The sequence below is a fragment of the Arthrobacter sp. Helios genome (assembly GCF_023167125.1).
Lineage (GTDB): Bacteria > Actinomycetota > Actinomycetes > Actinomycetales > Micrococcaceae > Arthrobacter_B > Arthrobacter_B luteolus.
In genome coordinates this window covers 423,275-446,269 of record NZ_CP095402.1, presented here as the reverse complement: position 1 = coordinate 446,269, position 22,995 = coordinate 423,275, and the positions used below count along the sequence as shown (strand labels likewise).

The 22,995-nt window shown below is 65.3% G+C and carries 19 protein-coding genes; 11 read left to right on the top strand and 8 right to left on the bottom strand.

Annotated features, from left to right (window positions below):
- Window positions 1-26: 26 nt before the first annotated feature.
- The 4 genes from ArtHe_RS01945 to ArtHe_RS01930 are packed head-to-tail and all read right to left on the bottom strand — an operon-like array spanning window position 27 to window position 5,588.
- A complete protein-coding gene (locus ArtHe_RS01945) occupies window positions 27-1,736 on the bottom strand; it encodes an ABC transporter ATP-binding protein (RefSeq protein ID WP_248318512.1) in 1,710 nt (569 codons plus the stop codon).
- Window positions 1,737-2,678 carry an ABC transporter permease gene (locus ArtHe_RS01940; protein ID WP_248318511.1) on the bottom strand — a complete coding sequence of 314 codons (942 nt, stop codon included), beginning with the start codon at window positions 2,676-2,678 and terminating at the stop codon, window positions 1,737-1,739.
- Complete coding sequence (locus ArtHe_RS01935; protein ID WP_066298723.1) at window positions 2,675-3,709, bottom strand: ABC transporter permease; 1,035 nt, start codon at window positions 3,707-3,709, stop codon at window positions 2,675-2,677. The genes ArtHe_RS01940 and ArtHe_RS01935 overlap by 4 nt, the downstream gene beginning before the upstream one ends.
- Before the next feature lie 7 nt (window positions 3,710-3,716).
- Complete coding sequence (locus ArtHe_RS01930) at window positions 3,717-5,588, bottom strand: ABC transporter substrate-binding protein (protein ID WP_248318510.1); 1,872 nt, start codon at window positions 5,586-5,588, stop codon at window positions 3,717-3,719.
- A 244-nt stretch (window positions 5,589-5,832) separates the two neighbouring features.
- Here ArtHe_RS01930 and ArtHe_RS01925 point away from each other — a divergent pair, with 244 nt between their 5' ends.
- Together ArtHe_RS01925 and ArtHe_RS01920 are read left to right on the top strand one after the other, a co-directional pair.
- Window positions 5,833-7,149 (top strand): M20/M25/M40 family metallo-hydrolase, encoded by a 1,317-nt coding sequence (locus ArtHe_RS01925; protein WP_248318509.1) that lies wholly within the window; start codon window positions 5,833-5,835, stop codon window positions 7,147-7,149.
- Window positions 7,142-8,605 carry a serine hydrolase domain-containing protein gene (locus ArtHe_RS01920; RefSeq protein WP_248318508.1) on the top strand — a complete coding sequence of 488 codons (1,464 nt, stop codon included), beginning with the start codon at window positions 7,142-7,144 and terminating at the stop codon, window positions 8,603-8,605. Before ArtHe_RS01925 ends, ArtHe_RS01920 begins: the two co-directional genes overlap by 8 nt.
- 90 nt (window positions 8,606-8,695) lie before the next feature.
- Here ArtHe_RS01920 and ArtHe_RS01915 read toward each other — a convergent pair whose 3' ends face one another.
- Both ArtHe_RS01915 and purH read right to left on the bottom strand, forming a co-directional pair.
- Window positions 8,696-9,916, bottom strand: coding sequence for an NADP-dependent isocitrate dehydrogenase (locus ArtHe_RS01915; RefSeq protein ID WP_282568705.1), 1,221 nt, complete (start codon window positions 9,914-9,916; stop codon window positions 8,696-8,698).
- 174 nt (window positions 9,917-10,090) lie between these two features.
- Window positions 10,091-11,704, bottom strand: coding sequence for a bifunctional phosphoribosylaminoimidazolecarboxamide formyltransferase/IMP cyclohydrolase (gene purH / locus ArtHe_RS01910; protein WP_248318507.1), 1,614 nt, complete (start codon window positions 11,702-11,704; stop codon window positions 10,091-10,093).
- Between the two features lie 252 nt (window positions 11,705-11,956).
- On the opposite strand from purH, the gene ArtHe_RS01905 reads away from it, so the two are divergent.
- From ArtHe_RS01905 to ArtHe_RS01870, 8 genes are all read left to right on the top strand, one after another.
- A complete protein-coding gene (locus ArtHe_RS01905; protein WP_248318506.1) occupies window positions 11,957-12,736 on the top strand; it encodes a hypothetical protein in 780 nt (259 codons plus the stop codon).
- 250 nt (window positions 12,737-12,986) lie between these two features.
- Window positions 12,987-14,570 (top strand): AAA family ATPase, encoded by a 1,584-nt coding sequence (locus ArtHe_RS01900; protein ID WP_248318505.1) that lies wholly within the window; start codon window positions 12,987-12,989, stop codon window positions 14,568-14,570.
- Between the two features lie 133 nt (window positions 14,571-14,703).
- Window positions 14,704-14,916, top strand: a complete 213-nt coding sequence (locus ArtHe_RS01895) for a DUF2997 domain-containing protein (RefSeq protein WP_248318504.1) — start codon at window positions 14,704-14,706, stop codon at window positions 14,914-14,916.
- The gene (locus ArtHe_RS01890; RefSeq protein ID WP_248318503.1) at window positions 14,897-15,868 is read left to right on the top strand and encodes a 4Fe-4S single cluster domain-containing protein; all 972 of its coding nucleotides are present in this window, start codon (window positions 14,897-14,899) and stop codon (window positions 15,866-15,868) included. The genes ArtHe_RS01895 and ArtHe_RS01890 overlap by 20 nt, the downstream gene beginning before the upstream one ends.
- A gap of 10 nt (window positions 15,869-15,878) precedes the next feature.
- Window positions 15,879-16,349: a hypothetical protein gene (locus tag ArtHe_RS01885; protein WP_248318502.1), complete on the top strand. Its 471-nt coding sequence runs from the start codon at window positions 15,879-15,881 to the stop codon at window positions 16,347-16,349.
- A gap of 19 nt (window positions 16,350-16,368) precedes the next feature.
- Window positions 16,369-17,232, top strand: coding sequence for a helix-hairpin-helix domain-containing protein (locus tag ArtHe_RS01880; RefSeq protein WP_248318501.1), 864 nt, complete (start codon window positions 16,369-16,371; stop codon window positions 17,230-17,232).
- A gap of 1,215 nt (window positions 17,233-18,447) precedes the next feature.
- Complete coding sequence (locus ArtHe_RS01875; protein WP_248318500.1) at window positions 18,448-18,663, top strand: hypothetical protein; 216 nt, start codon at window positions 18,448-18,450, stop codon at window positions 18,661-18,663.
- A 107-nt stretch (window positions 18,664-18,770) separates the two neighbouring features.
- Window positions 18,771-20,123 (top strand): MFS transporter, encoded by a 1,353-nt coding sequence (locus ArtHe_RS01870; protein ID WP_248318499.1) that lies wholly within the window; start codon window positions 18,771-18,773, stop codon window positions 20,121-20,123.
- 73 nt (window positions 20,124-20,196) lie between these two features.
- Here ArtHe_RS01870 and purN read toward each other — a convergent pair whose 3' ends face one another.
- On the bottom strand, window positions 20,197-20,784 hold the full coding sequence (gene purN, locus ArtHe_RS01865) for a phosphoribosylglycinamide formyltransferase (protein ID WP_248318498.1): 588 nt from the start codon (window positions 20,782-20,784) through the stop codon (window positions 20,197-20,199).
- Between the two features lie 39 nt (window positions 20,785-20,823).
- Here purN and ArtHe_RS01860 point away from each other — a divergent pair, with 39 nt between their 5' ends.
- Complete coding sequence (locus ArtHe_RS01860) at window positions 20,824-21,267, top strand: hypothetical protein (RefSeq protein ID WP_066298702.1); 444 nt, start codon at window positions 20,824-20,826, stop codon at window positions 21,265-21,267.
- A 55-nt stretch (window positions 21,268-21,322) separates the two neighbouring features.
- On the opposite strand, the gene ArtHe_RS01855 is transcribed toward ArtHe_RS01860, so the two are convergent.
- A complete protein-coding gene (locus ArtHe_RS01855; RefSeq protein ID WP_248318497.1) occupies window positions 21,323-22,645 on the bottom strand; it encodes a DUF6350 family protein in 1,323 nt (440 codons plus the stop codon).
- Window positions 22,646-22,995: the final 350 nt, after the last annotated feature.

The following is a 22,995-nucleotide window of genomic DNA, read 5'->3' as shown; positions in this document are numbered from 1 at the left end:
CAGCGGGGCCGGCACGGATCGGCCCGTCACAGCAGCGCCTCGCTGCGGTCATCGCCGCCGGCGTCGTCCAGCGTGTTGTTCGCCGGGACGACTGCCAGGAGCTTCTTCGTGTACTCATGCCGAGGCCTGAGCAGCACGTCCTCGGTCCGGCCTTCTTCCACGATCCTTCCCCTGTACATCACAGCCACGCGGTCAGCTATGTTCCACGCCAGTCCAAGGTCGTGCGTGATGACCAGAGCGCCAAGACCGAGTTCGCATTTAAGCCTGAGCAGCAAGGCCAGGATTTCCGCGCGGACTGACGCATCCAGGCTTGCCACCGGTTCGTCCGCCACAATAAACGCGGGATCGAGGGCCAGCGCTCCGGCGATAACCACCCGCTGGCGCTGCCCACCGGATAGCTCCTGGGGAATTGCCGAAAGGAACCGCTCCGGCGGGGTCAGCTCCGCTGAGACCAGTGCCTGGATAACGGTGTCCTGCTCGGCCTGCTGCAGCTGGTGCAGACGCGGTCCCTCCGCGACTGCCTCGTAGACCGAGTGCTTGGGGTTGAGCGCCGCGGATGGGTCCTGCAGGACAAACTGCACCTGGCGCCGGTATTCCTTGAGGGCGGCCCGGCCGCGGCCAAGCGGTTTGCCGTCGAAGGTAATCTGCCCCGAAGAAGGTGCCTGCAGTCCCAGGATCGTCCGTGCCAGGGTTGTTTTCCCTGAACCGGACTGTCCCACAAGTGCCACAATTTCACCCCGCCCACAGGCCAGCGACACGGAGTCGACCGCCGTCGTCCCCCGCCCGTTCCCCCCGCCGAAACGAACCGTGATGTCCTCCGCCCGGATGAGTGGTTCCGGACGTACCCCGTCCTGCGGCTTGGCCTCCGCGCCCGGGACCGACGGTGCATTCGGAGCGGTGTATTTGGGCAGACTGAGCCGGGAGGCCGGATCCCCGATGGTCGGGAAGGCTGCAGCCAGTGCCTGAGTGTGGGGGTGCTGCGGGCTGCGCATCACCTGAGCCGAAGGACCGTCCTCGACAATCTCTCCGCCCTGCATCACCACGATCCGTGAGCAGGTGGCTGCCAGGACGGAAAGATCGTGGCTGATCATCACCAGCGTGATACCGCGGCTGCGGACCAGTTCCGTCAGCAGTTCAAGAACCTGGGATTGGACAATAACATCCAGGGCCGTGGTGGGTTCGTCCGCAATAATGACTTCCGGCTCACACGCCAGGGCCATGGCGATCATAACCCGCTGCTTCTGGCCGCCTGAAAGCTCATGCGGATAGCTGCCCGCCTTGCTGACCGGGATATCTACCTGTGCCAGGAGTTCGCTGACACGCCTGCTGCGTTCCTGCTCGGATTTGTATTTCGCCTGCTCCCCCGTGGCGTGGATCGACAGGGCCTCACCGATCTGATCCCTAATCCGTTGAACGGGATTCAGGGAGTGCATTGCTCCTTGGAAAACAATGGCTGCTTCGCTCCAGCGCACGGCGCGCAGCCTTCCCCAGCTCAAGGTGGAGATGTCCTCATCTCCCAGCAGGATGCTCCCTGAGATCCTCGCGTTGGCGGGCAACAGCCGCAGGACGGACATGGCCAGGGTGGACTTTCCGCAGCCCGATTCCCCGGCCAGCCCCACCGATGATCCAGCCTCGATGATCAGGTCCACCCCGTTGACGGCGGACACCGTGCCGCGTCCGCTTTGTGCAGGAGTCTCATAGGAAATCCGGACGTCTTTGAATTCAAGCTTGGGCATTTAGCGACCTCGCAAAGTGGGGTTGATGACCGCTTCGAACGCCCGGCCTACCAGTGTAAAGGCAAGCACGACGACGACGATCGCGATGCCAGGGGGCAGGACGTACCACCAGTAGCCGCCAGTCGCAGCCCCCGTGTCCATCGCCATTTTCAGCATCGATCCCCAGGAAATGGTGCTGGGGTCACCCAGGCCAAGGAAGGCCAGCGTTGACTCCGCGATGATGGCGGATCCAACGGTGAGCGTGGTGTTGGCCATCACGAGGGGCATCACTGCGGGGAGTACATGCCGGGAAATGACGTGGCTGTCGGAAGCACCCAGCGCCCAGGACCGTTCAATGTACGGACGGGATTCGACAGTGAGGGTCTGGGACCGGACCAGACGGGCCGTACTGGCCCAGGAAGTCACCCCAATGGCCACGATGATCGTGAGTACTCCGGGGCCGATGACCGATGAAAGCACAATGGCCAGGACCAGGGACGGGACCACCAGGAAGAAGTCGATGATGCGCATGAGGACTCCCTGGGTCATCCCCTTAAAGTGTCCCGCAGCCATGCCCATCACGGTTCCGATAACCACGGAGACAATCGTGGCGGCGAAGCCGACGAGGAGCGAGATCCGGGCCCCCCACAACAGCATACCCAGGATGGATCTGCCAGCCGGATCGGTACCCAGCGGGTTGGCGAGGGTGGGCGGCTGGTTCTGGGGTGTGTCGATGCGGGTGACGTCGAGCGTTTCCGCCGGGACCAGGACGGGCGCGAGTACAGCCAATGCGATGACCGCCAGCAGGAACACGAGCCCCGTCATACCGGTTCCGCTGGAACGGAATTCGCGCCACACCTCTGCCACGCGCTGCCGGCGGCGCTGGGCGGCGACGCTGCTGCGGCCGTTCTGGCCGGCGGGTGGTGCGGTGTCTCCCGGTTTACGGGTCGATTGATTGGTCATGACGTACGCAGCCTTGGATCGAGGACCCGGTACAGCAGGTCCGCCAGGAAATTCATCAGGATCACAATGGAGGAGAACACCACGAATGTGCCCTGGAGAACAGGAAAGTCAGGCGCGCTGAGTGCCTGGAAGGTCAGGTACCCCAGCCCGGGCCAGGAGAAAACTGTTTCGACCGTGACCGCGCCGCCGACCAGGCCGCCCAGCGTGAGGAAGATCAGCGTTACGGTGGGCAGCAGGGCGTTGGGCACCGCGTGCCGGCGCCGGACCAGATCCTCCTTCAGGCCCTTGGCGCGGGCGGTGGTCAGGTAGTCGGACGTCATTTCCTCCAGCAAAGACGCACGCATGACCAGCAGGTACTGTGCGTAAACCACGGCGACCATAGTCAGTACAGGCAGCACCATATGCATGGCAACATCCCAGATGTACGCAGGCCCGGTCAGCGAGCTTCCGGCCGTGACCATGCCGCCGGTAGGGAACCAGCGCAGAGTTCCTCCAAACAGGAGCAACAGGAGCAAACCGAGCCAGAACGTCGGCACGGACCAGAACACCAGCGCCAGTCCGGTCTGCAGCTTGTCGAACAGTGAATTCCGCCGCCAGGCCGCCTTCTGCCCGAGCCATAGTCCAAGCAGGACGGAGATGACCGCTGCGGATCCAGTGAGGAGCAGGGTGGCTCCCATCCGGTCTCCGATCAGCTGAACCACCGGCTGATTGTAGGTGTAGGAGTACCCCAGGTCTCCGGTCAGGAGGTTCGTGAGGTAAGTCCAGAACTGGACCAGCAGCGGCTGGTCCAGTCCCAGTTGACTGCGCAGGATTTCCATCTGCTCCGCGCTGACCCGCCGCCCGTCCGACATGGACCTGACAGGATCACCGGGCAGGATCCGGAAGGCGAAGAACCCCAGGATGACGACCATAATCAGGGAGATCCCGGCTCCGCCTGCTTTCCTGCCGGCGTACCGGAGCCAGGACATCCCTCTTGCTGGTTCGTCATGGTCGGTTACTGCTTCAATTTCGGAGCTCAGCACTCCGGACATGGCGGGGTTACTCCCGGTCGTCGGCAGTAGCGGCCCGGCGCCGAAGGAGGACGACCGCCCCTCCGACGAGCACCAGGACAACTGCACCGCCGACAATCCACGGTGCCGGTGACGGCGAGGTTTCAGATGCGGTGTCTATGGCGGATACCGGCGTTGCGCTATAGAGCCCCCACGGACCGTTCTGCGAGGAAATAACACCTGATTCGGATGGTTGCGTCACGAATCCGGTAAAGCGGTCCGAACGATACGCTTCCAGCGCACTGCCGTAATAGATTACGTTGTTTACGGCAGCGTTGTAGATTTCCTTCTGCGCCTGAATAACAAGTTCACTGCGCTTTTCCTGGTCGAGTTCCGTGTGCTGCGCAAGGTAAAGTTCGTCGAATTCCGGGGAGCACCAGTTCGATTCGCTGGTGGCTCCGGTGCCGTCCGCGTTAGGCCTCGAGGAGCACTGGTTGATGGAGAGCTGGAAGTCCGGATCCGGACCCATGCCCCATCCGGTGAAGTACATGTCGTAGTTGCCTACCGTGGAATCGTCATTTACCTGGGCTGGAGCTTTCATCTCTGTGGTGACGTCGATCCCGATGTCCCGCAGCCAGGGTTTGATGTAGTCAGCCATCTGCTGGTGGGTTGGGTCCGTGCTGCGCCCCATCAGGCGCAGGGAGAGCGGATTTCCCGATTTGTCCGCACGGATGCCGTCGGGGCCGGCGGTATATCCGGCGTCGTCCAGCATTTTGTTGGCGGCCTCCGGATCAAAGGACAGCACGAGCTCCTCGGGTGCCGCATCCCAGTGATACAGCGGATAGGTGGTGGGCACCTCTCCGGTACCGAGAATTCCAAGCCCCTGGCGAACCTTGGACAGCAGGGTTGCGTTGTCGACAGCACGTGCAATGGCCTGGCGGAGCACCTGGTCCTGCAGGGCAGGGTTTCCGTTGCCCAGCGGTTTACCGTCCGAGTCCAAGGCACCGGGGTTGACGGCCAGTGCAGTATAGCGGCGGCCTGTCCCTTCGTTGACTGTGATGGTGGGTTCGGATTCCAGCGCCTGGAACTGGGCCGGGGTCAGGCCGCTGACAATGTCCACTTCACCGGTCTTTAGCGCCTGGACAGCTGCATCGGTGTTCTTGTACGGAACGTAGGTGAGGCCGCTGACCTTGGCCTCCCCGTGACGGTAGTTCGGATTGGAAGCGAGCTGCACACCGGCTGCCTGGTCATAGCTGGTGATGACAAACGGGCCGCTTCCAACGGTGTCAGCTGCATTTTCGAAGGTGGCCGGGTCCTCAAGCGCCCCCCAGATATGTTCCGGCACAACCGGGATGTCAGCACCCGGATTGGGTGCCTGGGCTTCGGAGAGTGTGATTTCGACGGTTGTGTCATCAGGTGCCTCAACCGACACGAAGTTCTCCACCAGCGAGCCGTTGGCCTGTTTAAGCTCGTCGATCTCCATGATGGCGTTGTACGTCCAGGCCACGTCCTCGGCCGTCAGCGGTTCGCCATCGGACCACAGTGCATCGCCCGGAAGCGTGTAGGTCCAGACCGTACCGTCCTCCGACGTCTCCCAGCTATCCGCGATCCCGGGCACGATTTCATTGTTTTCCGCCCCGAACTGAACCAGGTTCTCGTACTGGAACGTCAGGATGTCCGACCCGGTAGCCAGGACCGAAAGGAACGGATTGAGAGTATCGATGTCACCGATCAGCGCCGCCTTGAGCACCGGAGCTGTGGATGCGGTTCCCTGTGCCGGTACGGCCAAGGCCAGCGGAGAGACAACGATGGCCCCGGCCCCCAGAACCGCCGCCGCCGTGCGGCCGCGGTGCCGCCGGACCTCCCCTGTACCGGGTTCCGGGAGAGACTTCGAGCGTATGGACCAGCGTTGGAACACCATGTGGAGGCTCTTTTCTGTTGTGAAACTGATAATGCTGAAGACGCACATTGCATGTAGATACATCGTTTTCGATGCACATTTACCCGCAATAAAACCCAAATCACGAACGATTGAGTACAACATATAGAACGGCAAACTAATCCCGCAACTGTCCTATAGTTGTCAAAATCCACCAGTTTGAAACATTCCCGAAACGCTCCACTTCCCACGGAACCTGTGTTGTACTACGCCTAGGAGAGCTTCTTTGAGCACGACTGACCCCGCGGCACTCTGCGCCGATCTGATCCGTTTTGACACCACCAACCTCGGCAACGGGTACGGGAAAGGCGAGAAAGAGTGCGCAGAATTTATCCAGAATTTACTTAAGGCGGCCCACTATGACGCCCAGATACTGGGCCCCTCCCCCGACCGCGCATCCGTGGTCGTGCGGGTCCCCGGGAAGGACAGGGATCTTCCGGGGCTGCTGGTTCATGCCCACATCGATGTGGTCCCGGCCGAACCGGAGCAGTGGAGCTTTGATCCGTTTGCCGGGATTATCCAGGACGGCTACATCTACGGCCGCGGCGCCAGCGACATGAAGGACATGGCCGCGATGACTCTGGCCACGCTGCTGCACTGGGCTAAACGTGGTCTTCAGCCGCGCCGGGACATCGTTGTCGTTTTTGTAGCCGACGAGGAAGACAAGGGCGAGTACGGCGCTTTGTGGCTGGTCCGCGAGCACCCTGGGCTTTTCGCAGGTGTGGAAGCCGCGATCGGAGAATCCGGCGGCAACGCGACTCCGCTGCTGGCCGCCGACGGCTCCACGGTGACGGTGTATCCGGTGGCAGCGGCGGAGCGCGGCACGCTGCACCTTCGCTTGAGTGCAACCGGAACGTCAGGCCACGGGTCCCGGCCGGTCCCGGACAGTGCCGTCACCGCTTTGCTTGACGCGGTCCACAGGATCAACCACCATACGTGGCCGATCGTCCTGACCGAGACGGTCCGCAGCTATATCGACGGTGTCTCAAGGGCCTTGGGTTACGAACCCGATCTTTGCAGCGACGAGGGGATCCTGGCGGCCATTGACACACTCGGTGATGCCGGCGATGTGGCACGGGCTACGATTCGGTGTTCAGCGACAACGACAGTCCTGCGGGCGGGTTACAAAGTCAATGTTATTCCCGGCCTGGCCGAGGCCGAGGTGGACGTGCGGTGTCTGCCGGGAACGGAGGACGACGTCCTTGCCACGATAGACGCCATGCTGGGCCCCCAGGTCAGCCGCGAGTTCCTTTCCAACCAGCCGGCAGTGTCCTCTCCGGTGGATTCATCCTGGTTCGAAGCTATGAGGGCAGCGCTTGTGCGGCACGATCCGGAAGGCGTGGTGGTTCCTGTCTGCATGGGCGGCGGCACCGATGCAAAGGCGTTCAGCGCGCTCGGCATCAACTGCTATGGGTTCTCCCCGTTGGGTGCAGACCCGGACGGCCGCACCGTTGCCGGGGTACACGGCGTCGATGAGCGGGTTCCCGTGGCATCCGTTCGGTCCGGCGCTGCTGTACTGGGCGATTTCCTCATTCATGTGTGATCCAGGACTGCCCGGTTCCACTGCGGAGGAGTTTTCCACGCGTGTCCTGGCCGGAATCGTGCCAGGGGGTGCATATACCTTCGGCCGGCACGGAAAGGTGATTGCCTCGGGTGGTTACGGCAGTGTGGACCCGGGAGGAGGCAACACTCCGGATACACACACGCCATACCGGGTCGCCTCCTGTACCAAGAGCTTCACTGCTGCACTGGTCCTTATCCTCCGCGACGAAGGGCTGCTGGATCTGAGCCGTCCGGCGGAAGACTACCTTCCAGTGCTCCGCAGTGCCTTCCACGGACGTATCCATCCGACTGCTGAAATGCTCCTGACCATGTCCGCGGGCCTGGCGACAGACAACCACTGGGCCGACCGCCAGGAGTCAATGCCGGCAGCCGCACTGGACCGGCTGCTGGCCCTTGGGCTGCCTCTCGCTGCCGATCCGGGGACCGGGTTCGCCTACTCCAATCTGAGCTACGCCATTCTGGGCCGCATCGTGGAGGAAATTACGGGCACACCGTATACGGACCTGATCGCCGAACGGCTGCTGCAGCCGCTTGGCCTGACCGAAACTGCGTTCTCTGCCGGAGCCCTCAACGCTCCCCCGGCCCCGGGTTTCCGCCGTCTGGACGGCGCCTGGCAAGTTGAGCCCTTCACCAGCCCCGGGGCATTTTCACCGATCGGAGGTCTCTTCAGCTCGGCAGCGGATATGGCCAGATGGGCCGGATGGCTCGCTTCGGCTTTTGCCCCGGAACCGGAACGGCCGGATGTCCTGGCCTCTGCGTCCCGACGCGAGATGCAGCAGAGACAGCGCCTGCTTATGCCCGCTCAGAACGGGCAGGTGACGGAGCTGCCGCGTGCCTACGGCTTCGGCCTCTTTATTGAGGAGGTGCCCGGTTACGGAACCGTGGTTTCCCACTCCGGCGGCTATCCGGGTTTCAGCTCACATATGCGCTGGAGTCCTGAAACCGGGCTCTTCGGCATCGGGGTGGAGAACGCCACCTATGCTGAGGCGGCGGTCCCGGTCAGGCGGGTTTTTGCCCGACTGTTGGAGGACACCGCGCCGCCGGTCCATGGCCGGGGCGCACGGGAAACCGCGCTTCTCTGCCCCGTACCGCCGCGGCCGGAGCCTTGGGCCTCAGCCCTCCACGCCCGAGAGCGGATCAACGCGCTGCTGACCCAATGGGAGGACGCACACGCATGCGCGGTTTTCGCTGACAATATGGTGAAGGATCTTCCAATGGAGCACCGCCGGGCGGAACTGGCCAGACTCATGAAGGAGACAGGTGGCCTCAGCCCGGCATGGGCAACGCCAGCTGTCCCGGAGAGCTCCTCGAAGATCAGCTGGCGCGTCCCAGGCCGGTATGCAGATTTGCACTGTTCGCTAAGCATCACCCCGGTGCGGCCGGAGCTCATTCAGGAACTGGAGTTCTCCGTAAAACCAGAAGGGCGCTCGGTCTGATCCGCGCCTAACCGCTTTCCGGGATAACGCAGCCAGCCCCGGTCCAATCGGACCGGGGCTGGCTGCAGTTTTAGTACTGGATGCCGGGTTTTAGCCCAGGCGCACCTTCAGGTTCTCGTCCAGTGCGGCGAGGAACTCTTCGGTGGTCAGGTAGGCCTGGTCGGGTCCGACCAGAGCTGCAAGGTCCTTGGTCATCTTGCCGGATTCGACCGTCTTGACGACTACGTCTTCAAGGGTCTCGGCGAAGTTGATGACCTCGGGGGTGTTGTCCAGCTTGCCGCGGTGCATCAGGCCACGGGTCCACGCGAAGATCGAGGCGATCGGGTTTGTGGAGGTGGGCTTGCCCTGCTGGTGCTGGCGGTAGTGCCGGGTGACGGTACCGTGTGCAGCCTCGGCCTCGACGGTCTTACCGTCCGGGGTCATCAGCACGGAGGTCATCAGGCCCAGCGAGCCAAAGCCCTGTGCCACGGTGTCGGACTGGACGTCGCCGTCGTAGTTCTTGCAGGCCCAGACGTAGCCGCCTTCCCACTTCATCGCGGAGGCAACCATGTCATCGATCAGGCGGTGCTCGTAGGTGAGGCCGGCTGCTTCGAACTGGTCCTTGAACTCGGCGTCGAAGACTTCCTGGAAGAGGTCCTTGAACTGGCCGTCGTAGGCCTTCAGGATCGTGTTCTTCGTGGAGAGGTACACCGGGTAGTTCCGCTGCAGGCCGTAGGCGAAGGATGCCCGGGCGAAGTCGCGGATGGAGTCGTTGAAGTTGTACATACCCATGGCCACGCCGCCGTCGTCACCGTAGGTGACAACCTGGGTCTTGATTTCTTCCCCGCCGTCCTTGGGGGTGTAGGTCAGCGTCAGGGTACCGGCACCGGGCACCTTGAAGTTGGTGGCCTTGTACTGGTCGCCGTGGGCGTGGCGGCCGATGATGATCGGCTTGTTCCAGCCCGGGACCAGGCGCGGGATGTTGGAGATGATGATCGGTTCGCGGAAGACGACGCCGCCGAGGATGTTACGGATGGTCCCGTTGGGGGAAACCCACATCTTCTTCAGGCCGAATTCTTCGACGCGGGCCTCGTCCGGAGTGATGGTGGCGCACTTGACGCCCACACCGTGTTCCTTGATGGCGTTGGCGGCGTCGATGGTGACCTGGTCATCCGTGGCGTCGCGGTTCTGGATCGACAGGTCGTAGTACTTGAGGTCAACGTCCAGATACGGATTGATCAGGCGGTCCTTGATGAACTGCCAGATGATCCGTGTCATCTCGTCGCCGTCGAGCTCTACGACAGAGCCCACAACCTTGATTTTGTCAGCCACACGGTCTCCTAGTGTGATGGGGGTCCGGACATGGCTTTTGACATGCAGGGACCCGGCTTTTTGGGTCTGGTATCTGAGTCCAACTATGCCACAGCGCCCTTGCGCTCCATAAACTGCAGGCTGCGCGCATTCGTCACACGCGCAGCCTGCAGACCGGAGGCCGGAGGACGCTTCCTAGTGGAAGAAGTGGCGGGCGCCGGTGAAGTACATGGTGACGCCGGCAGCATTGGCTGCTGCAATCACCTCTTCATCACGGACTGAACCGCCGGGCTGGACGACGGCGCGGACACCGGCGTTCAGCAGGATCTCCAGGCCGTCGGCAAACGGGAAGAACGCGTCGGAGGCGGCCACCGCGCCGCGGGCGCGCTCGTCGTCGTCGCCGGCGAGGGTGTTGGCGCGTTCCACGGCGAGCTTGCAGGAGTCCACCCGGTTGACCTGGCCCATGCCGACGCCGACGGAAGCTCCGTCGCGGGCCAGCAGGATCGCGTTGGACTTGGCGGCGCGGACCGCGGTCCACGCGAAGACCAGGTCAGCCAGCGTCTTTTCATCCGCGGCTTCGCCGGCGGCCAGCGTCCAGTTAGCGGGGTCGTCCCCTTCAGCCTGCACGGTGTCCGGCTGCTGCATCAGCACACCGCCGGAGACCTGGCGGAACTCCACCGGGTTGCGGCCGTAGCCGTCGGGCAGGGTCAGCAGGCGGATGTTCTTCTTGCGGGTCAGGATTTCCACGGCCTCGGGCTCGAAGTCCGGAGCGATGACAACTTCGGTGAAGATGTCCTTGACGGTTTCGGCCATGCCCGCGGTAACGGTCCGGTTCGCCGCGATGACTCCACCGTAGGCGGAGACCGGATCGCAGGCGTGCGCCTTCAGGTGGGCGTTGGCGATCGGGTCCGCGGCACTTGGAGAGGCCACAGCCACACCGCAGGGGTTGGCGTGCTTGACGACGGCGACTGCCGGTTCGTCGAAGTCGAAGGCGGCGCGCAGGGCGGCATCGGCGTCGACGTAGTTGTTGTACGACATCGCCTTGCCGTGCAGCTGGTCAGCCTGGGCGACGCCGGGCAGCGCCTCCTGATCAGCGTAAAGCGCGGCGGCCTGGTGAGGGTTTTCGCCGTAGCGCAGCACCTCGGAGCGTTCCAGCGCCATGCCGGTGTATGCGGGCCAGGCGGCGCCGGCTTCGGTGCCGTCGCCGAACTGCTGGGCGGTCCAGGTTGCCACAGCAGTGTCGTACGCAGCGGTGTGCGCGAACGCCTCGGCGGCCAGCCGGCGTCGTTCGTTGAGGTCAAAGCCGCCTTCAGCGGCAGCAGTGGTGACGGCGCTGTACTTTGCCGGGTCAACGACGACGGCGACCGACGGGTGGTTCTTCGCCGCGGCGCGGACCATGGAGGGTCCGCCGATGTCGATCTGCTCCACAACGTCGTCCTGGGCCGCGCCCGACTTCACCGTTTCGACGAACGGGTACAGGTTAACGACCACCAGGTCGAAGGCCTCGATGCCAAGTTCCTCCAGCTGGTCCCTGTGGTCCTGGCGGCGGCGGTCAGCGAGGATACCGGCGTGTACGCGCGGGTGCAGCGTTTTCACCCGGCCGTCTAGGCATTCGGCGAAGCCGGTGACTTCGGCAACCTCGGTGACCGGCACGCCGGCCGCAGCGATCTGCTTGGCGGTCGAGCCGGTGGAGACGATGCTGACGCCGGCAGCGGAGAGGCCCTGGGCCAGTTCCGTCAGTCCGGTCTTGTCATAAACCGAGATCAAGGCCCGGCGGATGGGGACACGGTCGAGGGGGGTGTGTTTCACGGAAGGCACTCCAGGTGACGTGGTTTCGGCAGATCGAGCCGCGACCGCCGCGGATTGCGGCCGGGCGGGCCCGGGACCAGTTTATGCCCGGCGTACCGAGCTTTACCGACTGCGGGTAACAGAGCCGGGGCCTGCGGACTCATTCGAACCGATATCCTTCCTTGAAACCATCCAGGCTGCGCCGGGCCACACTCCCGACAAACGCGGACCGGCCTTCCGAAATCGACATCGGTGCAGACATCAGGGGCAGAAATGAAGCGGCGCATCCGGAACTTCTCGATGCTCTCGTGGCTGGCCGCTCTGACGCTGCTTGGCGTGCTCTTCCTGCCCGCCCCGCATACCGCCTTCTCCACTGCGGCCTCGATCCTGGGCTGGCAGACATCTCCGCTGGCTTTGCAGCCGCGGCCGTGGGAACCCGGAACCAATGACCCCCTGGTGTTCCCGGAGGCGGCGGACGGCAGGTACCGGTGGTCGGGGTCGGACAGCGCACAGCTGGAGCTTCCGGAGGACCTGCTGGCCCAGGCCGGGAACGGCGAACCGCTGCCGGTGCTGCTTCGCGGAACCTCCGACGGCCTGATGCGGCTCGTCCGGATACTGGAGGCCGGGTCCGGAACCGAGTACCCCGGCACCATTCTCAGCGCTGAGGAACCGGCCGGCGGTGAGGCACCGGCCGGTGGGCCTGCCCCCTCCTTCGTGCTGCTGGACGTCCGGGATAACCGGCTTTACGTTGAGGCAAACGGCCAGTGGTCGGTGGAGGCTGAAATCCCGGCCCTGCCGACGGCGGACGGCGCAGCCCAAGGCAGCGAACCCGGGATCTTCCGCTACGTTGGCGATGCTTCCTCCGGGCGGTTCGGCACGGCCGACGGCAGCGACCCCCTGCTGTACGTCATTGCGCACCATGGAGCCGGGAGCGATTTCCTGGGTATGCCCGACGACGAAGGGCGGCTGGAGTGGGACGCGGAGGGCACCGTCTGGTTTGAGGTCTTCTCCACCGGGCCCTGGACGTTCCAGGCGGATCCGCCGGCTGCCTGACGGCTGCTGGCTGCTGGCGGGTGGTGGGTGCACCGGAGGGGTCACCGGCGCACCGGGGTTCAGCGGAGCCCGGATTCAGCGCTGCCCGGGTTCATCGCTGCCCGGCGGGTCCCACCTCACCGGAGCCCCGGTTCATCACCGCCGGGTTCGGGTCACCGGAGCCCGGCGGGTCCCGGGCTACAGTAGTGATGTAGGGGGATAAATGACTTTTAGTGAGAATTTTGAGCAGGCTCTGAAGGCCCGTGTTCCTGTGATTTACGTACAGACGCACGAGGAACACAGGCTGCGGGCGGAGGTCCTGCGGATCGCCGAAGCACAGCGCACCCCACGCACGGTCTGGACCTGGAACGCCGCAACCGGGCTCACCCGGCCGGACGGCAGCAGCCGCGGCGGAACATCCGCCCCCGCCCGCGCATTGGACGAAGCCCTTGGCACCCAAGACGCCGCCATTTACCTCTTCTGCGACCTGCACGCATTCTTCGGCACCGACCAGCGCCCGGCCGACGCAGAGGTGGTCCGGCGGGTCCGCGACGTCGCCGCCGGCTTCCGGACCGGTGAAAATCCCCGTGTCCTAGTGGTCACCGGGCCGGTGCTGCGGATCCCGCCGGAACTGGAAAAAACACTCACGATCGTTGATTTCCCGCTGCCGGGACGGGCCGAACTCGCGGCCATGCTGGACGCCATGATCGCGCAGAACGGCGGCCCCATCACGGTCGACCTCACTCCGGAGGACCACGTGGGCATTGTCCAGGCCGCCCTCGGTCTGACGATGGCCGAGGCGGAAAACGCCTTCGCCCGGGCCATGGTCAACGACGGCAGGCTCTGCGCCGCTGACATCAAGACCGTCCTGGAGGAAAAGCGGCAGGCGGTGCGCAAGTCCGGTGTCCTGGACTATGTCGACGCCGGCATAGACCTGGACAAGGTCGGCGGACTCAACAACCTCAAGAGCTGGCTCTCCCGGCGCCGCGGCTCCTGGCTGGAGGAAGCGGCGGCCTTCGGTTTGCCCTCGCCGCGCGGCGCCCTCATCACCGGCGTCCCCGGCTGCGGCAAGTCCCTGACCGCCAAGGCGACCGCGGCTTCCTGGGGACTGCCGCTGCTCCGCTTCGATATTGGCCGGGTTTTCGCCGGGCTGGTGGGCTCCAGCGAGCAGAACATGCGCAGCGCCCTCGCCACAGCCGAGGCGATTTCCCCCTGTGTGCTGTGGATTGACGAAATTGAAAAGGGTTTCGCCGGAACCTCCTCCGACGGTGACTCCGGAACCGCCGCACGAGTCTTCGCCTCCTTCCTCACCTGGATGCAGGAGAAAAACCACCCGGTCTTCGTGGTGGCCACGGCCAACAACATCGACCGCCTTCCACCGGAATTCCTGCGAAAGGGCCGGTTCGACGAAATCTTCTTCGTCGATCTGCCCACTGAGGCGGAACGGGGGGCTATCTGGCAGCTCCAGCTTCAGGGCCGCGCGACGCCCGCCAATGGCTTGGCCGCCCTGGCAGCGAACCCTGGCACCCTTGGACCCCTGATCACAGCCAGCCAGAGCTACTCCGGTGCCGAAATCGAACAGGCGGTGGTCGCCGCACTCTACGATGCGTTCGCCGAGCACCGCCGCGTCACGGTCCCGGACCTTGAGCGTGCAGTCCTGAACATGATCCCGCTGTCAGTGACCCAGGCGGAGGAAATCAGCCGCATCCGTTCCTGGGCACGGCTTCGTGCCGTCGGCGCCACGGCGAGCGCAGATCTCGATGACGCTGCCGCAGCCGGAGCGTCCCCTCCGGTTCCCGCGGCCATTCAGGGACAACCGGTGCCGGACCGGGGCGGAAGGACCGTGGATTTCTAGGTGACCTGCCTGCCGCGGCTTTCGGCGCGGGCACCCCGGTCCCCCAGCCGGCAAGTTCCCGGTAGATCCCGGCCATTTGCCGGATATTTGGGTTTCAGGATGTTTCGGTTTTTCAGGATGTAAGGAGCCACCGATGGACCACAAACAGCTGATTGTCAGCGTCCGCCCCGACGGCAGCGTCGTCGCTGACACCCGCAATATCTTCGGCGACGAATGCCTTAACTACATCACCGTCCTCGAGGACCTGCTCGACGCCACCACGGAGTCCAGCAGCTACACGGAGGACCACACCCGCACGGCCGTCGACGCCGCCGTGGAGGCACGCAATGAGCAATCGGCTTCCTGATCCGGTCGTTGGGTCCGGAGCCCGCAACACTCTTCCCGGGAGCACGGCGTCCCGGGCTGCTGCCTCGGGTTCCGCCAAACCCGTGACTCCTGCTGCCTCCGCCAACGGAGCGGTCGGGGATGCCGCTGCGCCGCACACACCCCCGCCGACCGCGAGCGCTGCGACGCGCACTCCCCTGGCCGCTCAGGACGCGCCACAAGATCTGATTCCGCGGAGGTTCCTGAATCCCCCAGCTCCCCGGTCCGTCCCCGCAGGCAGCCTCCGTTATGCCCGCTTCCTCGCCGCCACGGACGTGGAAGGCCCGGGCCGGCGGGCCGCGCTCTGGCTGCAGGGCTGTTCCATCCGCTGCCCCGGCTGTTTCAATCCCCATCTGTGGAGCACCCGCGGAGGCCAGGAAACGCCGACCGCTACGGAAGCCCTGTTATTGGTGGAACAAGCGCTTCAGGCGGGTTCCCGGGGCCTGACCCTGCTGGGCGGTGAACCGTTCGAACAGGCTGCCGCTGCCGCCGTCGTCGCCTCCACGTTCCGCAGCGCGGGCCTGGGCGTGATGACTTTTACCGGCTACACCTACCCGGATCTGCAGCGCTGGGCACAGGACCGCGCCGACATCGCCGCCCTGCTGGAAGCCACCGATCTGCTCGCGGACGGGCCCTACCTGGCCGACCGGCCGGACCGGATCCGCCCCTGGGTCGGCTCCACCAACCAGGGGCTCCGGGCCCTCACGGAGCGGTACCGCGGCCGGATTCCCGGTCTGGGACCCGTCCCGGGATCGCCGCAGCCCGGGTCCGACGGCGGGGACCGGTTGGAAGTCCGGGTCGCTCCGGACGGAACAGTAACCGTCAACGGCTGGGCCGAAACGGCGGCACTGGAGCACCTCCTTGAGGGGCTTAGCCGGCCGGCCCCGGCCCGCAGGACCGAAACATCCCCCACCATGCCTTCGGGCGCCCGTTGAAAGAGGCGTGATGAGCGTTTCCCTGTTGCTGATTCCAGCGGCCATGGCCGCCCTGCCGGCGGCATTGTCCGCTGCTGCCACAGCCGTGGAGAAGGCCTTGAACCCCGCGGATGAGGCTGTGCAATTCCTTGTGCAGACGCGGATGAAGGACCTTGGCCTGCTGCAGCTTGCCATAGCCGACACCGGCGGAACGGTCCGGAAGGCCGGCGCCGGACGGATCACGGCTGTCTGGCAGGAGGCCGATGCCGTGTTCTCCCGCGGCGCCGATGGAGTCTGGGCTGTGCACTTCGACGGCCCCGGAGCGAGCCACGACCAGGCCGCAACGATCCTTCAGTCGCTCGATGCGGCCTACGCCCGCCGGGTGCAGGCGGCTGTGGTCCAGCGCCTGAAGGAACGGGCCGGCGGCGCCAATCTTCAACTGCAGTCCGAGACAGTGGAGGAAGACCGCACTGTCACCCTGGTCCTGAACGTCCGAGCCTGACATGGCTGCAGCACCGGCCATGTCTGCAGCACCGGCGGATTCCAGTGCTGCCTACCCCGGCTACGGCTGGATGCTTCGCCGCAGTCTCTGGATCCTGCTGCCCGTCCTCTCCCTGGGCCTGCTCACGGGACCGGTCCTGCTGCTGCTCGGATGGCGGGCCAGGGCCTCAAACTTCCTCTGGCCCGGTGCCGTCTACGCCGGGGCCAGCGTCATTTCGTTCCTGATGAACGAGGACGCCGGCCCGATCCTGCGGACACTCATCTGGATCCTTGGGACCATTCACTGCCTGATCATCACACCGGCCTGGCTGCGTGTGCGCTGGCGGGACGCTCCCGCGGGCCCGCCCCGAAAGCCCCGGGCTGCTGCGGCCGGTGTTCCGGCCGAGGAGCCGGGTCCCGCACCTGCGTCCACCGTGACCGCCGCCGTGACCGTGACCGCCTGGAGCCCAGCGGATCGTCTGCTGTCCGACCCCCTGGCCCAGGCAGCGGAGTACTACGCAGACACGTCCGGCGGTGCTATTCCCTCGGGTGGTGCTAACCCGTCGGGCGGCGCTTCCGGGAGCCGTGTTGCCGGAGGGCAAACGGCCGGGGCGCAAACGGCCGGGGCGCCGCTCCCGGGTGCTGCGGTTGGCGCACTGCTGCTGAACGTGAATGCCGCCTCGGAACGGGACCTGCGGCAATTGCCGGGGATCGGGCAGCAGCGTGCCGCCCAGACGGTCCGTCTGCGCCGGGAAGAGGGACTTTTTTCGTCGCTGGAGGACTATGGGCGGCGGCTCAGCCTGGGGCCCCAGGGAACCGAACGGCTGCGCGGCCGGGTGAGCTTCGGTAACGGACCACCCAGCAGGTCCACTGGGAACGGGTTTGGACGAAAGGTGGACTATTGATGAGCGCTGCGAGGACGCGCGGTTCGGAGCAGCCCACAACGGCTTGGAAGATCCGGAACAGTCTTTGGGTGTTTATGTGTGTGGGCACTTTTGGGCTGGCAGCACCCTGGATCATCCTCTATGTGGGTATCGCTTCCCGGCGCCCGGCATGGATGGGGCTCGGCGCCCTGCTGGGCGCTGCGTCAATTACGTCCATGGTCTGGCTGTCCGGAGCTGCCATCTGGCAGCGTGAGACAGCGGACTGGCTGCTGATGGCCGTCTGGCTGGGCGGCAGCAGCTTCGCTGCAGGAGCCAACCGTGAGTACCTGCGGATCAAATGGGCTGCGCGGAAGGGAGTCGACGCCGCTTTTCCTGCGTCAGCGCAGGCCCGGCGTGCCAGGGGCGGCGCTGAGCGGGCAAACCGCGCCGGCACGCCGGCCGCACCCAAACGGGGCGCGAAGCAGGGGGCTGGCAGCGTCCGAGTTGAAGCCGCCGAGCCGCAGCGGGCAGCTCGTACTCGCGGCGTCAGCAGTCCGGGCAGCGGAGGCCGGATCCCGGCAGCTGTCCCGACCCCGGTCCCTGGTCCTGGTGCAGGTCCAGGTCCAGGTCCAGGTCCAGGTCCTAATGCTGGCCCTACGGCCGGTCCTGCGCCCCGTCGCGGCCCGCGGAAGGCCGGTGTAGATGCGGGAGTGGACACTGTGGAAGTCAATGGCGCTTCCCTCCAGGAATTTGCCGCCCTGCCTGGTTTCGACGCCGATCTGGCGGCCCGTGCGGTGAGTCTTCGGCAGGGCCGGCCATATGTGTCTGTTGAGCAATTTGCCGAGCGGCTGGCACTTCAACCCCATATTTTCCTGCGTGTCCGGAACCGTCTGAGCTGCCGGTCAGCTTCGGTTCCGCCAGGCTTTGGGCGCCGGGTCGACTACTGACGCACCTGCCAGGAACCAGCAGTACGGCCATGGCTGACGGCGATGACGGACCGGGGTCAATGGCGGGCCGGGAGATCTAGAGTCCTGCGCCGACGTGTGCCGGGCTGGCGCTGATGGCGGGCTGGCATACCCGACCCCCGCTGGGCCGGCGGAGCCCAGAGATCCTCCCCCACCCAAACGGCATCGTTCGCCCTCGCCGGCGCCCATTCCTCACACCCTGTTCCCCCTCTCCCCATCCCGTCCATTTCAGAAGCTCCCTCAACAGCTTTACAAGCAGCTCTCCGAACAACTTCACAGGCTCCGCCGGACAGTGGGCTGGACACTGGGCATTGGGCACTGGCTGGGCTCGGGGCCGGGGCCGGGCAAGGAGCTGGCTGGGCTGGGCCGGGCTGGGCTGGGCTGGGCTGGGCTGGGCTGGGCCGGGGGCTGGGCCGGGCTGGGCTGGGCCGGGCTGGGCTGGGCCGGGCTGGGCTGGGCCGGGCTGGGCACCGGGCACTGGGCTGGGCTGGGACAAACCTGGCGGTGAGCCGAAAAAGTCATCGTATTCCGCCGTCGGGAGCGGTTCCGGAAAATTCGTTGTACAGTTTTACGAGTTTCGACGAATTTGACCATAACTCCCCCGGAAGGCCACTCATGACCACAACCCACACCCTCCCGGCGGGTGACGAGGTAGTCCAAAACCTGCCTTGGCGCTGGCGGGTCCAAGGCAGGATTTTCCTCATCGGCGGGCTCGGTTTTATGTTCGATGCCTGGGACGTCACGCTGAACGGCGTCCTGATTCCGCTGCTCTCCAAGGAGTGGGGCCTGGTCCCCGCCCAGGCAGCCTGGATTGGCACCGCCAACCTGCTCGGTATGGCGATCGGCGCCTTCGTGTGGGGGTCCATCGCCGATGCGATCGGCCGCAAGCGGGCTTTCACCGCCACCCTGCTGATCTTCTCGATCTTCACTGTTCTCGGTGCGTTCGCGCCTGACATCGCTTGGTTCTGCGTCTTCAGGTTCTTCGCGGGAATCGGGCTTGGCGGTTGTGTGCCGGTGGACTACGCACTGGTCGGAGAGTTCACTCCGCGCAAGCAGCGCGGCCGGGTACTCACGGCCATGGACGGCTGGTGGCCGGTGGGCGCTGCCCTGTGCGGCGTCACCTCCGCGGTGATTATGGCAACCGTCGCGGATTGGCGCTGGACCATGCTGATCATGGTGGCGCCGGCCCTGCTGGTGTTCTGGGTGCGCCGCTCAGTTCCGGAATCGCCCCTCTTCCTGGTCCGTAAGGGGCGCACCGAAGAAGCCAAGGCCGTGATCAATGACCTCATTGCCCGCACCGGCGGGACGCAGACCGAATGGCGGCTGCCCGAACCCGAGCCGGCACCGAAGTTCACGCTGAAGACCATGGGCAGCCAGCTGACGGAAGTCTGGCGTTCCAACCCGAAATCGACCGTCACCGCGTGGTCCCTGTTCGTGACGATCCTGCTGGTCTACTACCTGGCCCTGCAGTGGATGCCGAAAATCCTGGTTGACGCCGGCTTCGCCGAATACAAGGCCTTCCTGACAACGTCCGGCATGGCCGCCGTCGGCCTCTTGGGTGTGGTGGCAGCTGCCCTGCTCGTCGAACGTGTGGGCCGCAAGTGGCTGCTCGCGGTCACCGGGCCCGCTGCCGCAGCGTCGTTGGTCGTGGTCGCACTGGTAGTGGATGTTCCGGCTGCGGCAACCACCTGGCTGCTGATCTACGGGTTCGTGGTGCAGGTGGCCATCCCCGTGCTGTACACCTATGTCTCCGAGTTGTATCCGACCAGGCTGCGTGCCAGCGGTTTCGGGTGGGCGTCAACGGCGTCGCGGGTGGGGGCCGGGTTTGGCCCGCTGCTGTTTGTCTCCGTGCTGTGGCCGTATCTGGGCCTGCCGCTGTCCTTCGCGGTTGCCGGTGTACTGGTTCTGGCCGCAGTGCTGTGGATGGCCCGCTTCTCACCGGAGACCCGGGGCACGGCACTGGACTAGCAGTTTTGCGGGATCGGCTGGGAGGATGCAGGTTTCCGGCCGGTCCCGCACTGCCTCAGGTCAGCGCCGGCGGTCAGCGCTGGGGAAGCGAGGGAACACCCATGGTGCTCAGCTGCCGCAGCGTTTCAATCAGCAGCCGGCGTTCCTGGACCTTGATGCGTTCGTGCAGCGATTCCTCGGTGTCGCCGTCGAGCACCTCCACTGCCGCCTGCGCGAGGATCGGGCCGGTGTCCACACCGGCGTCGGCAATATGAACCGTGCAGCCGGTGATCTTCACCCCGTAGGCGAGGGCATCGCGCACGCCGTGCGCACCGGGGAAAGAGGGCAGCAGCGCCGGGTGGGTGTTGATGTAGCGGCCGACAAAACTGTCGATGAAGTGCTCATCCACAATCCGCATAAAACCCGAGGACAGAACGACGTCGGGCGCATAGGATGCGACCTTCTCCGTCAGCGCGCGGTTCCAGTCGGCGCGGACGGCGTAGTCCCGGAAATTCACCAGGAACGTTTCATATCCCGCCGCTGCAGCCCGTTCGACGCCGTAGGTGCCTGGGCGGTCGGCCCCCACCGCGGCGATCTCGAGCTTCAGATCCCCCACGGCTACGGCGTCGATGACGGCCTGGAGGTTAGAGCCGGTGCCGGAGACCAGAACAACAATTCGCATGTGTCAACCTTAAGTCCAAGCGTCGCCTAGGCTTAATCCATGAACAACGACGGCCCTCCACTGAATGCGCGACCGCCGTTTCCTCCGGCTACCCGCAAGCCCGAGCCGACCGAGGCGCAGACCAAAGAAGCCCGGTCCTTCCTCTGGGTGTTTATCGCTTTGCTCGCCGGTATGCTGATCAGCTCCGAACTGGCCCTGCCGTGGAAGCTGCTGCCGCTGGCGCTGGGCGTTGCCGCCCTGGTGGTTGGCATCATGGCAATGGTCAAGATCATCCGTTTCGGCATGCACCGGATGCTCCGGGTCATCGTTTCCATGGGCCTGGCCGCTACCGCGTTTATGACTCTGGGGCTCGCCGCGATGGTGGCATTGTGGCCGCTGACGGCCAAGTACGAGACCTGCATGCAGTCGGCCTTGACGGTTCAGGCGACGGAGAACTGTGTGCAGGACTACATGACCTTCGGCGGAATGATCCCCGAACCGTAGCCAGCGGGGCCGGCGTCGGCGGGCCGACGCCGGCGCCAGGCCAGTTCTGGCGCGCCTAAGCGTTGTCCAGAACCTCTTCCGAAACAGCCGGACGGCGCCGCTTTTCGTGTTCCAGCCAAGGACCGGCCGCATAGCCGATGACGGCGCCGACGGCGACTTCCGCTGCTATCCAGATGCCGGTCCACAGAGGATCCGGGCCGATCTCCGTGAAGCGTCCGATGCCAAGGGAGCCCCTGGATATCCAGGCAGCCGCCATTGCGAACAGTCCGGAGACAATTCCGATGATTGCGCCCAGCGCGATGGTCGAAACCGGGGCGGTGAACCAGCGGGCATGGATCTTGATGGCCAGCCACTCGTCGAAATGGTTCTCTCCTTCGCGCAGGAACCACCAGCCGGCGAGGACCCCGGCCGCAACCGGGATCAGCAGCGCCGCGTAGGCGAAGTCCATGTGCCCGCTGGGGAGCGCAGCCAGCACGGGCAGGGCCGGCAGAGGTCCGACCGTTGTTTCCAGCGGGCTGATCGTGCTGCCGGCGCCAAGCGCGAACCCCGCACCCGAGGCCCAGGACAGGGTCCAGCCGACGAAGTTGGGGATCAGTCCCAACTGAGCCACGGTGAGCACCACCCCGCCGATAATTCCGGCGTCGAGCCGCTCGTAGATGGCTACCATCTGTGCCCAGTTCAGTGCCAGCGCCACGACCAGAAGCAGTGCCGAAAGCCCCAGCGCCGCGCTGATTCCCACAACCCCGGCGCGTACCGCGGCCCACAGGTAGGAACCCGCCCAGCGGGAATGCTGGCTGGTTCGAGCGATCCAGTCGGTGAGGTCCACGCCGATGAGCCGCACCCAGGAACCGGCTTCCCTGCGGGCACCGATGATGAGGCCCAGGCCTGCCGGGATAAGGGGCACCAGCCCACCTGCGACGAGTGAGATTCGAACGTCGTCGTTCGCCGAAAAGTAAGCTGCCGCCGTTCCAACCAGGGCATAGATTCCAACCGCGCCCAGCAGGGCCTGCCACAGCTGGTCCGTGTACGAGGCCCGGGCCAGGCGGCGGCCTGCACGCCAGGCGAGGAAGAACGGGATGAGGGTCAGGCCAAGTGGGATGAGGGAGAGGAGCCCTCCCGTCTCTTCCGGCCCAACCGTGCCCGCCGGGAACGTCAGGGACAGCGGCACTCCGTGGAGGAGCAGCCAGGCCTGACCGCTCAGCCGGGCAAGGGAGGCGTAGTCGCGGTCCGAGAACCCGTTCGCGGCCCAGACACCGGTCAGCGGCAGGATGACTACCAGCGCCGACAGCACTGCTGCCTGCCCCAGTTCGAACATTCCCTGCAGCCACAGCGGCATGGGCACCACACCCGGTTTCTTCGGGCGTTTAAAGAGTTTCATCGCTTTCTATCGTGCCATTGGGGACCCTGCGCGCCCTTCAGGTACCGGGTGTGAGTCGGGGCATAGTGTCGGGGTTCGCGGCATTCTCCTGGGCGCTGCGGGGCCGGCGGCAGGGGGGGCAGGGCCGGCGCTGTGGACGGAGGGATCAGGGCCACCCAGGACGGGGTAGGACGGGGTGCGACGGGATTTAGCGTGACCCCCGGGCGGGGCGGGGTACGAGGGGATTAACATGACCCGGACGGCGCGGGGATCGACGGGATAAACGTGGCCAGGGCCGGGCGGGGATGAATCAACAAAGCCAGCCGTTCCTAGCGACGCCAGCTGTCCTTAGAAGGGTGGCGCTTCGTTTT

Coding starts and splice junctions, on each gene's coding strand:
- ArtHe_RS01945 (WP_248318512.1), bottom strand. CDS start 1,736: ATGCCCAAGCTTGAATTCAAAGACGTCCGGATTTCCTATGAGACTCCT.
- ArtHe_RS01940 (WP_248318511.1), bottom strand. CDS start 2,678: ATGACCAATCAATCGACCCGTAAACCGGGAGACACCGCACCACCCGCC.
- ArtHe_RS01935 (WP_066298723.1), bottom strand. CDS start 3,709: ATGTCCGGAGTGCTGAGCTCCGAAATTGAAGCAGTAACCGACCATGAC.
- ArtHe_RS01930 (WP_248318510.1), bottom strand. CDS start 5,588: ATGGTGTTCCAACGCTGGTCCATACGCTCGAAGTCTCTCCCGGAACCC.
- ArtHe_RS01920 (WP_248318508.1), top strand. CDS start 7,142: ATGTGTGATCCAGGACTGCCCGGTTCCACTGCGGAGGAGTTTTCCACG.
- ArtHe_RS01905 (WP_248318506.1), top strand. CDS start 11,957: ATGAAGCGGCGCATCCGGAACTTCTCGATGCTCTCGTGGCTGGCCGCT.
- ArtHe_RS01895 (WP_248318504.1), top strand. CDS start 14,704: ATGGACCACAAACAGCTGATTGTCAGCGTCCGCCCCGACGGCAGCGTC.
- ArtHe_RS01890 (WP_248318503.1), top strand. CDS start 14,897: ATGAGCAATCGGCTTCCTGATCCGGTCGTTGGGTCCGGAGCCCGCAAC.
- ArtHe_RS01885 (WP_248318502.1), top strand. CDS start 15,879: ATGAGCGTTTCCCTGTTGCTGATTCCAGCGGCCATGGCCGCCCTGCCG.
- ArtHe_RS01880 (WP_248318501.1), top strand. CDS start 16,369: ATGTCTGCAGCACCGGCGGATTCCAGTGCTGCCTACCCCGGCTACGGC.
- ArtHe_RS01870 (WP_248318499.1), top strand. CDS start 18,771: ATGACCACAACCCACACCCTCCCGGCGGGTGACGAGGTAGTCCAAAAC.
- purN (WP_248318498.1), bottom strand. CDS start 20,784: ATGCGAATTGTTGTTCTGGTCTCCGGCACCGGCTCTAACCTCCAGGCC.
- ArtHe_RS01860 (WP_066298702.1), top strand. CDS start 20,824: ATGAACAACGACGGCCCTCCACTGAATGCGCGACCGCCGTTTCCTCCG.
- ArtHe_RS01855 (WP_248318497.1), bottom strand. CDS start 22,645: ATGAAACTCTTTAAACGCCCGAAGAAACCGGGTGTGGTGCCCATGCCG.